General features: G+C 64.0%; 13 protein-coding genes. All 13 read left to right on the forward strand.

All coding sequences use genetic code 11. The annotated features are described in order from the left end of the window. The first annotated feature begins 2 nt into the window (after positions 1-2). The 13 genes from traC (at position 3) to SX1_RS16760 (ending at position 14,652) form a co-directional block, all read left to right on the forward strand. Complete coding sequence (traC, locus tag SX1_RS16700) at positions 3-2,609, forward strand: type IV secretion system protein TraC (RefSeq protein WP_019053917.1); 2,607 nt, start codon at positions 3-5, stop codon at positions 2,607-2,609. Next, positions 2,606-2,956, forward strand: a complete 351-nt coding sequence (locus SX1_RS16705) for a hypothetical protein (RefSeq protein WP_019053918.1) — start codon at positions 2,606-2,608, stop codon at positions 2,954-2,956. The genes traC and SX1_RS16705 overlap by 4 nt, the downstream gene beginning before the upstream one ends. Continuing rightward, positions 2,949-3,539: a type-F conjugative transfer system protein TrbI gene (locus tag SX1_RS16710; protein WP_019053919.1), complete on the forward strand. Its 591-nt coding sequence runs from the start codon at positions 2,949-2,951 to the stop codon at positions 3,537-3,539. Before SX1_RS16705 ends, SX1_RS16710 begins: the two co-directional genes overlap by 8 nt. Before the next feature lie 40 nt (positions 3,540-3,579). Then, entirely contained in the window at positions 3,580-4,053 is a 474-nt protein-coding gene (locus tag SX1_RS16715; RefSeq protein ID WP_019053920.1) for a S26 family signal peptidase, read from the forward strand. 14 nt (positions 4,054-4,067) lie between these two features. After that, on the forward strand, positions 4,068-4,727 hold the full coding sequence (traW, locus tag SX1_RS16720; RefSeq protein WP_026149847.1) for a type-F conjugative transfer system protein TraW: 660 nt from the start codon (positions 4,068-4,070) through the stop codon (positions 4,725-4,727). After that, entirely contained in the window at positions 4,724-4,990 is a 267-nt protein-coding gene (locus tag SX1_RS16725) for a hypothetical protein (RefSeq protein WP_006949469.1), read from the forward strand. The genes traW and SX1_RS16725 overlap by 4 nt, the downstream gene beginning before the upstream one ends. Further along, entirely contained in the window at positions 4,987-6,009 is a 1,023-nt protein-coding gene (gene traU / locus SX1_RS16730) for a conjugal transfer pilus assembly protein TraU (RefSeq protein ID WP_006949468.1), read from the forward strand. The genes SX1_RS16725 and traU overlap by 4 nt, the downstream gene beginning before the upstream one ends. An 8-nt stretch (positions 6,010-6,017) precedes the next feature. Next, complete coding sequence (gene trbC / locus SX1_RS16735) at positions 6,018-6,794, forward strand: type-F conjugative transfer system pilin assembly protein TrbC (protein WP_019053922.1); 777 nt, start codon at positions 6,018-6,020, stop codon at positions 6,792-6,794. Between the two features lies 1 nt (position 6,795). Next, on the forward strand, positions 6,796-8,937 hold the full coding sequence (gene traN, locus SX1_RS16740; RefSeq protein WP_019053923.1) for a conjugal transfer protein TraN: 2,142 nt from the start codon (positions 6,796-6,798) through the stop codon (positions 8,935-8,937). Positions 8,938-9,016: 79 nt separating this feature from the next. Beyond that, positions 9,017-9,334, forward strand: coding sequence for a hypothetical protein (locus SX1_RS16745; protein WP_255209784.1), 318 nt, complete (start codon positions 9,017-9,019; stop codon positions 9,332-9,334). Further along, entirely contained in the window at positions 9,331-10,143 is an 813-nt protein-coding gene (locus SX1_RS16750; protein WP_019053925.1) for a thioredoxin family protein, read from the forward strand. Before SX1_RS16745 ends, SX1_RS16750 begins: the two co-directional genes overlap by 4 nt. After that, complete coding sequence (locus SX1_RS16755; protein ID WP_019053926.1) at positions 10,143-11,597, forward strand: conjugal transfer protein TraH; 1,455 nt, start codon at positions 10,143-10,145, stop codon at positions 11,595-11,597. Before SX1_RS16750 ends, SX1_RS16755 begins: the two co-directional genes overlap by 1 nt. Before the next feature lie 13 nt (positions 11,598-11,610). Further along, positions 11,611-14,652 carry a conjugal transfer protein TraG N-terminal domain-containing protein gene (locus tag SX1_RS16760; protein ID WP_019053927.1) on the forward strand — a complete coding sequence of 1,014 codons (3,042 nt, stop codon included), beginning with the start codon at positions 11,611-11,613 and terminating at the stop codon, positions 14,650-14,652. The last annotated feature ends 237 nt before the right edge of the window (positions 14,653-14,889 follow it).

Below are 14,889 nucleotides of genomic sequence, written 5' to 3' on the forward strand. Positions count from 1 at the left end.
CAATGACCTCGCGCGGCTTCTGGGATCGGTTCCTCGACATGCTGTTCGGCGAAAGCGCGCATCCCGAGGCGGCACGCCCGGTGCTTGGCGCTCCGATGCTCTCGAACTGGTTGCCCTATCGCAGCTTCGACAAGAAGCACGGCATGTTCATCAACACGGACTCGATCGGGTTCATTCTCGAGCTTGCCCCGATGATGGGGGCCGATGAGCGCAGCGGCGAACTTCTCACCCAGTTCCTCTCTGACGCCGTGCCGCCCGGCTGCGAGATCCAACTGATCCATTGGCAAAGCCCCTCGGTCGGTGAGCGCATTGCCGACTGGGTGATGCCGCGCGTTGTCGCCAAGGGAGTCTATGGCCGCGCCGCGATGCACCGCGCGCGCTGGCTGCGCCGGGCGGTCTGGATGTCGATCTCGCGTGATGCGCCGTTTTACCTGCGCAATACCCGCGTAATTCTCTCGATCGGAGCCCGGCTCAGCGGTCCGATCGGGGCCGACACGCTTGTCTCGGTGCGCGAAAGCCTGCGAGGGACACTGCAGGCGCTGTCGATCCCGGCGCGCGACTTGGGTCCCGTTGAACTGATCGCCTTTCTCGACGATTTTCTCTGCCCGGCGGTCGATAACGCCGACAAGCCCGAGCACTATTCCGAGCTCGATCCGATAAACGTCCAATGCGTGCGGCGTGATCTGGAAACCCAGGTCACCCCCGACCGTATCGTGCTCCACGCCGAGCGCTTTCGCCCCACAGGCGAGCGCGAGGACGGCGCGCCGGTCATCGGCGAGGTCGTGCCCGACAAGTTCGATTGGCGCTTCTTCTCGGTGCGCAACCTGCCCAAGCAGTGGGCGCCGTGGGACGTCCAGAAGATCATCGGCGACGTCATCAACGACAAGCTGCGCTTCGGCTGCAATGTCATGACGGTGCTCGGGCTTGTCTATCAGGACGAGGACGCGGTCGCGTCGCGCGCCGGGCTCAAGGTCATGCGCACCACCAGCCTCGCCGACAGCCGCTCGGCGCGGTTTCTGCCTCAACTCTCTGAACAGCGCGACGAATGGCAATACGTGCAAGGACAGATCCGTCAGGGCCGCAAGCTCGCGCAGGTCTATTACGGCGTCGGCGCGCTCTCGCCGCTCGGCAAGGGCGACATCAACGAGCGCATGGTGAAGTCGGTCTACAAAGCCTGCGGATGGGACCTCATCGACGAGCGCTACCTCCAGGTGATGGGACTTCTCGCGGCGATGCCGCTGTCGCTGCCCAATGGCCTCTCGGCCGACCTCAAGCGCATGAAGCGCTTCAAGACGATGCTCACGACGACCGCGGCATCGATCGCGCCGCTTCAGGGCGAGCATACCGGCGGTCACATCCCGCATGTCCTGCTCATCGGCAGGCGCGGGCAACCGTTTTTCTGGTCGCCGTTCCAGAACGCCGCCGGCAACCACAACGTCGCGGTCTTCGGCAAGTCAGGCTCGGGCAAGTCGGTCTTCCTGCAGGATGTCTGCGCGGCAATGTCGGGTGCCGGGGCCAAGGTCATCGTGATCGATGACGGACGCTCGTTCGAGCACATGGCCAAGGCCTTTGGCGGCGCCTTCGTTGAGTTCAAACTGTCTTCGGGCTTCTCGCTCAATCCCTTCGACATGATCGACGGCGAAGCGCTGTCCAGCGACGAGGATGGCGAAGACTACGAGGTCGAGTGCCTCGCCATGCTGAAATCGATCGTCGGCCAGATGGCGCGCCAGCAGGACCGGCTGTCCGATACCGAGCGCGGCCTCATCGATTCCGCGGTGAGCAAGGTCTGGCGCGAGAAGCAGCGCGCCGGGACGATCGACGATGTCGCGGCTGCGCTCCGCGCATTGCCTTCGCCCTATGCCGGGGATCTCGCCGACGCCATGTCGCCGTTCCTTACCGGCGGCACCTATGGCCGGTTCTTCGAGGGCGAGTGCTCGATCGATCTGTCCGCCGGGCTCACCGTGTTCGAGCTCTCGGATCTCTCATCGAAACCGGAACTGCGTTCGGTCGCGCTCACCGCGCTCATGTTCCTGACGCTGCGCGTCATGCGCGATCTCGACCGTTCTGTGCCCAAGCTCACCATGATCGACGAAGCCTGGCAGCTGCTCGGCGGCGGGCAGATGGGGCAGGCGATCGAGACCTATGCCCGCACGTGCCGCAAGTATGGCGGCTCGCTTATCACCGCGACGCAGTCCCTCAATGACTTCTACAAGTCGGAAGGCTCGCTCGCCGCGCTTGAGAACTCGGACTGGTCGATCGTCCTCCAGCAGAAGGAGGAGACGATCAACGATCTCGCCAAGCATCAGCGCTTCGAGATGGATCACTATACCGAAAGCCTGCTGCGTTCGCTGAAACGCAACGGCACCGAATATTCCGACGTCCTGATCAAGGGCCCGGAGACACTCGCAGTCGGACGACTGGTGCTCGATCCCTATTCGGCAACGCTTTATTCCTCGAGCCCAAGGGTCTTTTCGGAGATCGAGGAAAAGGTCCGCGCCGGCCTGCCGCTCCCCGATGCGATCGAGCGGGTCGCCTTCCCGGACTTCGTACCGCCTGAGCCCGGAGCCCCCGATTTCATGGACGGTGAACTGGCGGAGGCGGCCGAATGATCACGCCTCACGCCTCTGCCCGCCAGTTCTGGCACCTTGCCGATGCCTGCTACCACGGCCTGCGCCTCGCAGGATGGCTCGCGGTCACGCTGGGCTGCGTCGCCGCGCTATGGCTGCTGTTTTTCGCCGCGCTGGGCAATTTCAGCTTTGGCGGGACCGTACTCCAGATCGAGAACTTCGCCTCGCGCTATGTCGCCGCGAGCGCCGAGCGCCAGGACCACTTCATTCGCTTCTTCTGGCTGACCAGCGCCGGACTTTTCGTCGCAGTCGGCTTCTTTCGCCGCCACTCGCTCACGCAGCCGGGCGGTGCGGCCACCTCACATTCCAGGGAGATCACCCATGGCTAGAAGCCCCCGAACGCCCTCAAGTCATGCAGCCAGCACGACCGCCGGCCCCCTGTTCGAGGCCGAGTTGAGCGCAGGTCCGGCTGCCCCCCGGGCCCGCATTGGACTTGTCCCCGTCGCGCTTGTCGGCACGCTGGTTGCAGCAGGGCTGTGGGGCGCCTGGGTCACCAAGAACGTGCTGGGGGCTGGGGACACACCTACCATCGCCAAGGTCCAGCTTTCCGGCATCGTGGGCGAATATGTCCAGGCCCAGGCCCGCTCGGCCACACCGCCCGAGCAGGTCACTACCGAGACCCGGGCGTTCATGGGCGAGGTCCAGAAAAACCTCGAGCGCCGCGGCGCGACGGGCCAGATCGTGCTGGTGGGCGAAGCCGTGCTGGCCGGCAATGTCCCCGACATCACCGCCGAGGTTCGCCGCGAAGTCTATGGACACATCAAGATGCCGCAGCCGGCGAATGCTTCTGCCGGTGACGTCATGGGCGCCATGCGTGCGGCGATGAACGGGCAGGGGACCCCGCAGGGAGCCGCCCCGGCCCCGATGCCGGGCGCCGCCTATGGAGGACAGGCCAGTGCTCCCGTCAACTGAGCCTCTCCCCCCGCGATCCTTGCACACCCGGCGATGGCTGGTGATCGGCGCGCTTGCGGCGACGCTTGCGGCCAGCTCCTCGCTTGCAAGCTGGCGCGACGACCATGCAATTCTCATCAACACGACGAGGTCGCTCCCCAATTGGGCCTTCTGGATCGACAAGCACCGCCGCCCTGCGCGCGGGGACTTCGTGGTGTTTGCCCCGCCGCAGACACCCCTCGTCACCGCGCATTTCGGGAAGGTCTCTCCGCCTTTTGCCAAGCGTGTCTACGGGATGCCAGGAGACATGGTGACCCGCGAGGGCAGCGTGGTGCGGATCAACGGCGCCGAAGTCTCGCGGCTGAAGCCGGTCAGTTCGCGCGGCGAGCCGCTGGAGCCGGGCCCCACAGGCCGCATACCCGAGCACTGCTACTATGTCGGCACAGAGCACAAGGACGGGCTTGATAGCCGCTATGCCGACATCGGCTTCGTCTGTTCGGCACGCATCATCGGCACCGGGGACTCGCTGCTGTGAGCCGGATAGCCGTCTTGTCCGCCACGGCCAGTGCCGCTCTGCTGATAGGCTGGCCGCTGATCTCGGCAGTCAGGGCCGCTGACTATGGCCAGATGGGCCAGACTTTCCCGATCATCGAGGCCGATCTGCTCACGACGATCGAGACCAAGCTCAGGACCCTTGAGGCGAACGGCGGGATCGAGCGGCTGCAGCGCGAGATGCAGGAACAGGCCGTGGCGAGCGTCCGGCGGCCCAAGCGGGTCGATGGGATGACCCCGGCGATCACCAAGCGCGAGTGGCTGTTCGATCCCTCGATCGTCACCGAGGACGATATCGTCGACGCCAAGGGCAATCTGATCGCGGCGCGTGGCACGCGGGTCAATCCGCTCGACATGGTGCAATTGAGCCAGGCGCTGGTCTTTATAGACGGCGACAACGCGGCGGAGCTCGCCTGGGCGGTCAAGACCTGGAGCGATGTCAGGGCCAAGATCATCTTTGTCTCGGGCTCGCCGTTTGACGCGATGAAGCCATGGCAGCGCCGGTTCTACTTCGATCAAGGCGGGACGCTCACGGGCAAGTTCGGCATTCGCCATACCCCGGCGGTTGTCTCGGCCGCAGGCGCGAACCTCAAGATCAGCGAGTTCCCGCTGCCGTCGGCGCCGGTCGCGCCCGTTGGCGGAGGCAAGATCTCATGACCCATCCGCTGATCACCTTCCTCAAGACCCCGATGGCTGCCCCCGAAACCTCGCGCCTGCGCCACATGCGGCGATGGTGGATGGGCTTGTGCTGGGGGTTGGCGCTCGCTGTCCTGTTGCTGCCCCTTTCGAAGGCACTGGTGGGTAAGTGGGGCGCGCTGCCCGCGCTGCTGCTGGTGCTCGCCGTCCCGGTCCACGGGCTGATCTACTTCCGGTCCAAGAGCCTCGCCGATGAGGCTTGTCGCGGGGAGAACCCGTCATGAAACGCGCTTCAAGATTGATCGCTGTTCTTCTCGCCGTGCTGGCGCTCGCCGGTGTCGCAGCCGCGCCGGCCCGGGCCGATACGGTCACCTGCCACGGCAAGTTCATCAACCCGATCACCGATGTCTGCTGGTCGTGCCTGTTTCCGCTCTCGATCGGCGGGCTCTCGATCTGGAAGGGTTCGCGGCCCGATCCCAAGAACCCCTCGTTCCCCTTGTGCGCCTGCGGCTCGCCAATCCCGCGCATCGGCATTTCGGTGGGATTCTGGGAGCCGGTGCGCCTCGTCGATGTCACCAACAAGTCGTGGTGTTTTCCCAACCTCGGCGGGATCCGGCTCAACCCCGGTTTCGACATCGGCCACGGCCACGTTCAGGGGCGCAGCCAGATCGGCGGCAAAACGCAGAACTCATCGCAGTGGCAGTCACACTACTACGTCTATCCGCTGCTCTACTGGATGGAGATCCTGACCGATTTCCTCTGTTTCGAACAGACCACTTTCGACGTCGCCTATGTGACCGAGATCGACCCGCTGTGGCAGGATTCGGCGCTGACCTCGATCATCAACCCCGAGGTTGCGCTCTTCGCCAACCCGATCGCCACCGCGGCTTGTGCGGCCGACTGCGTCGCGGCGACTGCCAAGCTTCCAATCGACCAGATGTTCTGGTGCGCGGGCTGCAACGGCGGGATGTATCCCTTGAACGGCCACGTCTCGGCGCATGTCACGCCGATCCAGGCCTCGCGGCTCGTCGCCGAACGCATGCTCTACAAGATGCACCGCGAGGCGCTGGCCTGGGGCACGATGGGTTCGAAGGCCCTTTGCCACAAGTACCTGATGCCGGTGATGCGCAAGCAGCAATACCGGCTGCAGATGACCAACCCGATTTCGATGGTGAAGGGCCGATATGCCTGCGCGCCGGTTGGTGCTGCCACCATCATTCCCCAGACTGGCAAGGGCTACCCCGTCAAGGGTGAGGACTTTGGCTACCTCGTCTGGCGCAAGCGCAACTGCTGCATGCTGTGAGGACACCCATGACTTTCGCGCGGCTCCCGCACAAATCCCGCCTCCTCGGACTTGCTGGCTTCCTCGCCCTGACCGCCGTCTCGGCCGCTCTTGCCCAGACCATCGCCCAAGATGTCGGGGGCCTCGACCTGAAGGCGATTAGGGCACGCGGAACCGAGGCCACGGCCGATGCGCAGCCCCTGGTCGATGCTGTTGCGGGCAAGGGCGAAGCCCACCGCGCCGAAGCCGAGCAACTGCGCGAGCACGGCATGGCGGTTGTCGCGAACATCAATCCTGCCGACTTGCCCAAAGGGCCGGACGGCGCAGTCGACTTCGATGAACTTCTGAGCGGGGCCGCCGCCAATACCAGGACGCCGATGGGCGAGGGGCCGATGTTCATGGTCTTCGCCAGCCTGTCGATGCCCGAGGCATCGCTCACCCGGCTGATTGCCGACACGACGAGGGCGGGCGGGGTGGTCGTCTTCCGCGGCTTTCCGGGGGGAAGCACCAAGGCCTTCGCCGAAGGGCTGAAGCGGGTGGTGACCAGCGAGGGCCAGGAGGCTCACTTGGCGATCGACCCGCGCCTGTTCCGCGCCTTCAAGGTCAGCGCCGCACCGACCTTCGTTGCCGCTGGCCGCGAATATGAGCTTTGCGACGGGCTCGACTGCACCAGCAGGGCACCCGATCATGACCGCATCACCGGAAACGTCACGGTCGAATACGCGCTCGAGACCTTCGCCAGCGGCCGGGGGCCCGGCGCCGGTGTTGCGCGCATTGCGCTCACCCAACTGACCAAGGGCCAGTGAGATGGATGGGCGGGGTTTGCGCAATCGTTGGCGAACCGGGGCCCTTCTTGCCGCCTCCTTCTTCACGATCGCGCTGCTCGCGCCAACCGGTACACACGCGCAGGTCTATATCCCGCCGCCCGACGACCTCATCGAGCCGCAACCCGCGCTTCCGCCCGCAATCGACCCCGGCGTTCCCCCGCCAGCACCCCCACCTCCTTCCGCGCCTGCCACCATGACCTGGGACGAAGCGAAGACGCAGGCCCGCGATCTCGGATCGGCGGTCCGGGGCGCCAATCAGGGGATCACCAACGCGCCGGGCGCTGCCGGGCAGATTCCGGGCTATCAGGCGAACTATCCCGGGCTCACCCAGTATTACGACAATCCCGGCAACATGAACGCCGATGGCGCGGCGGCAGGCTACAATAGCGATGCCTATCGCACCGCCAATTCTACCGCGCGGCCGACTGTTGATGTGAAGCGCAGCGACCTCTCGCGCGCCACCACAGTCACCGAGGACCCCAACGCTTACCTGCAGGGAATGAGCGCTGACGGCTCGACGGGAAACTGCGTGCCGCTGCCGCCGGGATCCGGCGGGGCGAACATGGCTGAGTGGACCTGCAACGTCGGATCGACGGTCGCCCTCCAGCCCAAGACCTGCACCCGAAGCCTGACGGTCGCGGCCTGGAACGAGACCGTCTACCAATATCTCTGCGTCACTGCCCCTGGTTTTCCGGGCTGCGCATCGCTCGGTGGCAATGCCCTCTGCCGCCAGACCGGCACGTTCCCCGTTCCGGAATACAGCCTGACGGTTGACTACTACGACTGCGACGGCTCGGTAACCGATCCCAACATCTATCTCATGGGCACGGTCCCCAAGCCGCCGCCGGCCAATGCCTTCCAGGTCGTGAGTAACGTCTACCGGTGCAACAACGAAGGGATCACCGACGCGCTGACCTTCGATCCGGTGACCGGCTTCCCGCTGCAATATGTGACCGGGCTCCAGCAATGTGGCGCGCTCGCGAGCGAAACCAGCTGCACCCGGACCAGCCCGGACGCCGCAGGCCTGACCGACCGGCAGCTGTGCAAAACCTGGGACTTCGTCGGCGATCCCTTCGGCGGCGGGGGCTACCTCGCTTGCGCCGAGCCGGCGGCACCCGAAGAGGTCTATGCCTGCAGTTCCAATGTCGCCGGGATCGTCCCCGAAAGCTCCGTTTCGAAGTGGTTCACCGAAATCTGGACCGACAATGCCTGCTCGGTCGATCTCGGCACCTGCACACTCGACAGCGAGACCTACACTGCGCCTGGCGAGACCCGGCTCATCGACGGCGTGCCGGTAACGCGGCCCTGCTGGGAAAACACGAAGACCTATCAATGCCAAACCGTGATTGGCGGCGGCAACGACTGCGGCAAGCTCGACGCGACACCCGGCTGCACCTTCGACCATGAGGCTTGCCTCGACGATCCACCAAGCGGCGACGGATCGTGCAAGGTTGCCGAGCGTGTCTACAAGTGCCCGATCCCGGGAAGCACCCAGCAGCCAGCACAGTACATCTGCGGCGGCGACGTCTACTGCGTGAACGGCGACTGTGAGCCGATCGTCCGCGAGGCCTCGGACGAATTCAAAGACGCGGTTGTGGCGCTGAACGCGCTCGGCCAGGCCAATTCCGAATTCGACGAGTCCACGCTGACCTTGTTCAAAGGCACGGCCGAAAGCTGCTCCCACAAGGTCTTCGGCCTTGCCAACTGCTGCTCAGGCAAAGGCGTGCCGCTCCTCGTTCCGCTGCTGTGCAGCCCTTCGGAGGTCCTACTCGACAGACAAGACGATGCCGGGCTCTGCCATAAGATCGGGACCTACTGCTCGTCGAGTTTCCTCGGCATCTGCCTCTCCAAACGCGACGTCTATTGCTGCTTCCAGTCGAAGATCAGCCGGATCCTCCAGGAACAGGGGCGGCCCCAGCTCGGCAAGAGCTGGGGGACGCCCAAGAAGCCCGTCTGCGATGGCTTCACCATCTTCGAGTTTCAGCAACTCGACCTTTCAGTGATGGATTTCTCCGAAATCTACGCGGAGTTCGTCGATGCGGCGAAGCTCCCCGACGAAGCCGCCACGCTCATCGAAATCCAGGCAAAGATCGAGGCTTATTATGCCGCGCACAAGCCCTGAAGTGGGCCCAATCCCTCATGGCCAACCGGCCTCCAGCGCGAGCGTTGTGGCGCTTAGCGAGGTCGGCTCCGCAGCCGACATGACCGTGCTCGAATTTTGCATCGGCATGGCGCTCGCCCGGCGCGGCAGCCTGACGGCACGCGAGATCGCGGGCGAGGTCTCCACCTGGCTCGACAAGCCGGTGCGCTGCCGCATGCTGAACGGCCAGCTCAAGGCCATTGCAGCAAGAGGTTGGGCGCGCCTGGAGGCCGGGACTTACACGCTGAGTGAAGCCGGAACCGAAGCGCTCTGCGGCTTCTACAGCGCGCTCGTGCGCATGCTCGATGGCGGCCGCCGGCTGCTCGATGTCGCTGTCTTCATGTCACTGATCAAGGAATTCGAGAGGAGCGGATCATGAACCACCGCCAATGCATTGCCCTGCTTGCTGCTTCCGGCCTGGCCCTTGCCGGAGCCGCCCCGCTACGCGCGTCGAACGGTGACGGTGTTGAGGTCCAGCAGTCCGAGGACGCGCTCTACTGCAAGGAGCGCAAGCTCGGCACGTGGTTCTACTGCGAAAAGCCCAAGCAAGAACCGCGCAAGGCTGCACCCTCGCAGCCGCCCGCACGCGAGCGCCTCGCCGCGATCGGAACCCAGCTCGAGGAACTCAAGGCGCGCGCGATCCTTGAGCCGAGCCCGGAGAACGTCACCGCCTATGTCCGCTACCAGCGCGAGCAGCTCGACCGATCCTCCATGTTTGCGGACGTCTGGCAGCGCGCTCTGTGGCAAGATCCGGGCCTCGACTACACACTACAACGCCCGGTCTCGACGCTCGGCAAGCGCGCGTGGATCGATGAGCGCAAGTCCGACCGCGACCGCGTCATGGCCAGTCTCTCGCAGCGATACGGGGTGTTCTACTTCTTCGCCTCGAGCTGCGGGGCCTGCGATATCTTCTCGCCGATCCTCAAAGCGGTTTCGGACAAATACGGCCTCTCGGTGCTCGCGGTCTCGACCGACGGCGGGCCCTCGGCGACCTTCCCCGGATACATGGTCGACAGCGGTCAATACGAGAAGCTCGGGCTCGGCACCGACCGTCAGGTGCCCGCACTGGTCCTGTTCGATTCCGTCACCAAGCAGCCGATGCCCATCGGTTACGGGATCCTCAGCCAGGATGAAATCATGGACCGCGTCTTCCAGCTGACGCAGGTCAAGCCTGGGAGTGACTACTGATGCGCGCGCGCCTCATCGCCGCCCGCCTCCACCAGGTCTCGCGGCGCGCGCTTGGCGCCGTGCTCGGCGGCGCCGTGCTGCTCGCCTCGCCCAGTCCTGCCTCAGCCGGCGTCGAAGGAGAGATGCAGAGCTTCATGTCCGACATGGGAGTCCAGGCCAACGCCACCGGCCCCAGCGCTTACCAGGGTCAGTCGGCCGGTTACTATTCGATGGGTTCGGTGTGGTCGCGTTTTCCCCAGAAGAACATCCAGCCTTTCAACATCCAGCTGCCGCATGCGCGCGCCGGGTGCGGGGGTATCGACCTGTTCGCGGGATCATTCTCGTTCATCAATACGGCCGAGCTTGTCGCGATGCTCAAGGCTACGGCTAACAACGCACTCGGTTTCGCCTTCAAGCTGGCCATCGACACAATCTCGCCCGAGATCGGCAAGGTCATGGATGAGCTGGCCCAGAAGGTTCAGCAGATGAACCAGATGAACATCTCCTCTTGCGAGACCGCACAGGCTTTGGTCGGTGGGCTCTGGCCCACGAGCGATACGGCCAGTTCGGTCATCTGCGAGGCGATCGCCAACAGCCAGGGCGCAGTCTCCGACTGGGCCCGCGCGCGCCAGCAATGCAACAATGGCGGCCAGCGCGAAGCCCTGAAGGGCGCCAATTCCGACCCGGACATGAAGGAACAGGCCGGGATGCCCAACAACTACACCTGGGAGGCGCTGGGCAAGAAATACGGCGGGTTCGACACACAGTTCCGCGAGTTCCTGATGACGCTGGTCGGCACTGTGATCTACGATCCGCAAGGCTCAGGCGGAAAGCCGCGCGTCCAGTTCATTGGTCCGGCCGATCCCGCACTGATCAGCGCCATGCTCGATGGCACCTCGCAGACACCGCACAAATACTGGAACTGCGGCGGCGATACGACCAAGTGCATGGCGCCCAGCGAAACCGACATGGTCATCGGACCTAACGCTGCGATCAAGGCACGGGTACGCACGCTGGTCGAGAGCATGGCCTTGAAGGTGCGTGATCCCGGTGCCTCGCTGACCCCGGCAGAGATCCAGCTCTTGGGCATGGCGAGCGTGCCGGTCTACAAGATCATCACCGTAAGCGCAGCGGCCGAGTTTGGCATATCAGCCCAGGAGATCAACGATCTCTCCGAAATCGTCGCGGTCGATCTCGTCACCACCATGACCATGCGGTTCATCGACATGGCGGTGAATGCGCGCTCGGACTTCAACGGCGCCGACGCGGATTCCCTGCGCGAATGGCGCGAAGGGCTTTACGAGACCCGGCGCAACTTCCTCGGGATCGCGGCGCGCACCTCGCAGCGCTTCGACCAGACTTTTGCGCTCATCCAGCGCACCCAGATGTTGGAAAAGACCCTCCGCACCCAGCTTTCTCCGCAAATGTCAGCCGCGCTTCGCTTCTCGCGAACGCTCGGCAGCCAGGTCCAGTAGGAGCGCCTCGCTCATGCTCGAGGTTTTCACGGTCGGGGGCGGCGACTACCTCGTCAACACCTTCAACGCGATCGCCACCTGGACCGGATCGGGCGGGTTCAAGGCGCTGATCCGCGTCTGCATGGTGATAGGGCTGATCTACGCACTCCTGATCACCGCCATGGACCTCGACTGGCGGGCGTGGTTTCGTTGGTTTGTCCAGTCGACGCTGATCTACCTCGTGCTGATGGTCCCGACCGTGACAGTCAAGGTCACCGACCGCGTCAATCCGGGCCTTGCGCCCGCCACTGTCGCCAACGTGCCGATCGGGCTCGCCGCGATGGCCTCGTTCACCAGCCAGGTCAGCGATTACCTTACCCGCACAGCCGAGACGGTCTTCGTCATGCCCGCGGCGCTCAACTACTCGACCGGGGGCTTCGTCTATGGTGCGCGGATGTGGGACAAGGTGCGCGGGTTCGAAATTCGTGATCCCGTCTTCAAGGCAAATCTCGACGGCTACCTCAAGCAGTGCGCCTATTACGACATTCTGCTGGGCACCAAGAGCCTCAAGCTCCTGAGCGAAGCGCCCGATCTCTGGGCTGAACTCGGGGTCAATCCCGCGACCAACCGCGGCATGAAGTATCTGACCGATACGGGTGCGGGCACGGTCGATATCGAGGGCAAGACCTGCGCTCAGGCCTGGACGTTGATCAACAACCAGTGGGATGCGCAGATCAACGCCTATGCGCTGCCGTTCGCGCACTCGATGTATCCCAAGCTCACCGAAGCGGTCGCTGGCGCGAAGCTTGCCGCCGACGTGCCGGTCGTTTCGCAGCTGCTCACCGGCACGGCGATGACCCGGAACCAGTTCTTCAAGCAGAAGAGCATGGTCGATGCCTTCGAGGCCGCACAACTTGATTTCGGCAATGCCGACGCCGACTCCTTCGCGCTTCAGCGCGCGGACACTCAGACCCGCAACGCCATGACGACCGCGGCCGAGCAGGGCCTAATTTGGATTCCAGTGCTCGGCGTGGTCCTTACCGTCGTTTTCTACGCGCTCTTTCCGATCGTCTTCCCGCTGCTGCTGTTCCCACGCAGCGGCATCGCGACATTGAAGGGCTACTTCTCAGGCTTCTTCTATCTCTCGGCCTGGGGACCGATCTACGTCCTCATTCACTCCTTCATCATGGATCGCTTGGCGAGCCAGACCAATGCGGTTTCGGGGGGAAGCGTGAGCCTTGCCAACTGGGCGGGGATTGACGCGGTGAACCAGGACGTCGCCACCATGGCGGGGTTCCTGATGATGTCGGTGCCGGTCCTGGCGCTGATGGTCATGCGCGGGACGATGTCGGTGGCGAACAACCTGGGTTCGATGCTCGCTCCGGTCCAGGCCGGTTCGGACGCCGCGGCGCTCGAGCGGACCACCGGCAACTACGCTTATGGCGATGTCAGCTACGGCAATCTCAACGCCGAAAACCGGCAGATGTCGCAATGGAACATGGCGCCCAACCTCCTGTCAGGTGCCGGGCATGCGGGTTTCCGCGAGGCGGACGGGCGCATGTTCAACGAATATGGCTCAGGCCATTCGGTCATCGATACCAATACCGCAATGTCGCAGCTAACGTTCAAGCCGACCATGACCCGTGGCTATGCGACTGATCTCAGGTCGCAGGGGCAGTGGTACCTTAGCGAAGCAGACAAGATCGAGAACGGCACATCGACCAGCTGGACCAGTTCGAAGGGCCAGTTCGGCAGCGCTGTTACTGCATCCAGCGACGTTTCTGGCGCGCGTCGCGAAAGCGGCTCACGCTCTTCCGACACCCACAACGTCGGCGGCAATGTGGTGGTCGAAGGGGCCAAAGGCAACTCGACGCGCGAGGTCACCAACAACGATCTAATCCTGCGGGAAGGCAACAACCGGTCGTCCAGTGACTTCAGCAGGCGAACCTTTGGTTCGAGCCTGTCGTTGACTGGAACTGGCACCGTCGGCACACCCATGGAGTCAGAAGCAGGTAGTGGCCTGTCAGCCTCACTTTCTGCAGGACTCAGCGGAAGGCGCGAAAGTGGCGATAGTGCCAGTGCCGGCTCCGAACGCTCTGCAACCAATCAGACCACACGCGGCACAGACAAGTCGGAAGAGACAAGCGATCGTGTTGTCGTCAGCGGCTCGAGCGGCGATATCCAGTCGTCAGGAACCTATAGCCAAAGCTCGGAATACGGCGATCACAGTCATTCCCGGACCAGCACCGATGGCAGTGATTGGCGGGTTGGCGAGGCCGAGGAACGCCGTGCCGCCGCCGCCCGCTATCGCGAGATCGGCAGCAGGATGATGTCTGAGGCAAGTTATGCCGAAAGTCATGGCTTCCAGATCTCGAGCGACATGTCGAACCTCATCCAGGACCGCTACGAGACGCTGCAGCGTGATCATCCCGAATGGCACCTGCCGGACATCTCGAACCCCCGGCTCGACTATCGCGACCTCACCCGCCGTGACCAGGCCATCACCTACATCATGGATGACCTGATGGGCGATCTAAGGGCGCACCGGATCAACGAGCTGACTGACGTCTCCAACATCTCTGGCTCAGGTTCGCTGGGCACCAACGCCAGTCTTGGCATGCCGCAAGCGCCAGCACTTCCGCCTGTTGCGCGCGCCGATAGGCTCGTGCCGTCACCGCTTGAGGGAGGAACCTTGCTCGCCATCCCCGAAGGCCCCGTCGATGGGGCGACTTATGCGCGCGATCTTGGCATGACGGTCAAACCTGGCGCTCGGCTCGGGCGGATGGATGGCGGGTTGGTGCCTGCATTGGGTGTAGTCGCGGACGAGGCGCGCGCACTTGGTCTGCCGGCGCCGGTTGTCACCTCGGGCAACGACAGCACCCAGCACATGGCCGGATCCGCGCACTACGCCGACCGCGCGCTCGACTTCAGAGGCAACAACATCTCGGATGAACAGGGCGAGCGCTGGGCAACGCAGGTTCGCGACCGTCTGGGCGAGGGCTATGCTGTCCAGTTCGAGCGATTCCCCGACAAACCGGAACGCGACCATCTGCATGTCGCTAGACGATCATCCTAAGCTTTATCCGAACAGGTTGGAGGCAGCAGCCAATCCTATACCCACAATGATCATCATAATGACTAGCATCGCGGTGGCCCCTCGGCCCAAGCGGCCGGATTTTCCGCGGTATGTCGGTAAGCGATACCCCGTCACATGATCGAAGTGACCACGCCGAGGATAAATCGGCATTCCATCCAGTCCGTAACGATCATGGTCCATCGAGGGTCTCCTCGCCCCGGCCATGATTACCCGGCT

The organism is Sphingobium xenophagum NBRC 107872 (assembly GCF_000367345.1).
GTDB lineage: Bacteria > Pseudomonadota > Alphaproteobacteria > Sphingomonadales > Sphingomonadaceae > Sphingobium > Sphingobium xenophagum.

Excerpts from the sequence above, each read along its gene's own strand:
- traC (WP_019053917.1), top strand. The coding sequence starts at position 3 with ATGACCTCGCGCGGCTTCTGGGATCGGTTCCTCGACATGCTGTTCGGC.
- SX1_RS16705 (WP_019053918.1), top strand. The coding sequence starts at position 2,606 with ATGATCACGCCTCACGCCTCTGCCCGCCAGTTCTGGCACCTTGCCGAT.
- SX1_RS16710 (WP_019053919.1), top strand. The coding sequence starts at position 2,949 with ATGGCTAGAAGCCCCCGAACGCCCTCAAGTCATGCAGCCAGCACGACC.
- SX1_RS16725 (WP_006949469.1), top strand. The coding sequence starts at position 4,724 with ATGACCCATCCGCTGATCACCTTCCTCAAGACCCCGATGGCTGCCCCC.
- traU (WP_006949468.1), top strand. The coding sequence starts at position 4,987 with ATGAAACGCGCTTCAAGATTGATCGCTGTTCTTCTCGCCGTGCTGGCG.
- trbC (WP_019053922.1), top strand. The coding sequence starts at position 6,018 with ATGACTTTCGCGCGGCTCCCGCACAAATCCCGCCTCCTCGGACTTGCT.
- traN (WP_019053923.1), top strand. The coding sequence starts at position 6,796 with ATGGATGGGCGGGGTTTGCGCAATCGTTGGCGAACCGGGGCCCTTCTT.
- SX1_RS16745 (WP_255209784.1), top strand. The coding sequence starts at position 9,017 with ATGACCGTGCTCGAATTTTGCATCGGCATGGCGCTCGCCCGGCGCGGC.
- SX1_RS16750 (WP_019053925.1), top strand. The coding sequence starts at position 9,331 with ATGAACCACCGCCAATGCATTGCCCTGCTTGCTGCTTCCGGCCTGGCC.
- SX1_RS16755 (WP_019053926.1), top strand. The coding sequence starts at position 10,143 with ATGCGCGCGCGCCTCATCGCCGCCCGCCTCCACCAGGTCTCGCGGCGC.
- SX1_RS16760 (WP_019053927.1), top strand. The coding sequence starts at position 11,611 with ATGCTCGAGGTTTTCACGGTCGGGGGCGGCGACTACCTCGTCAACACC.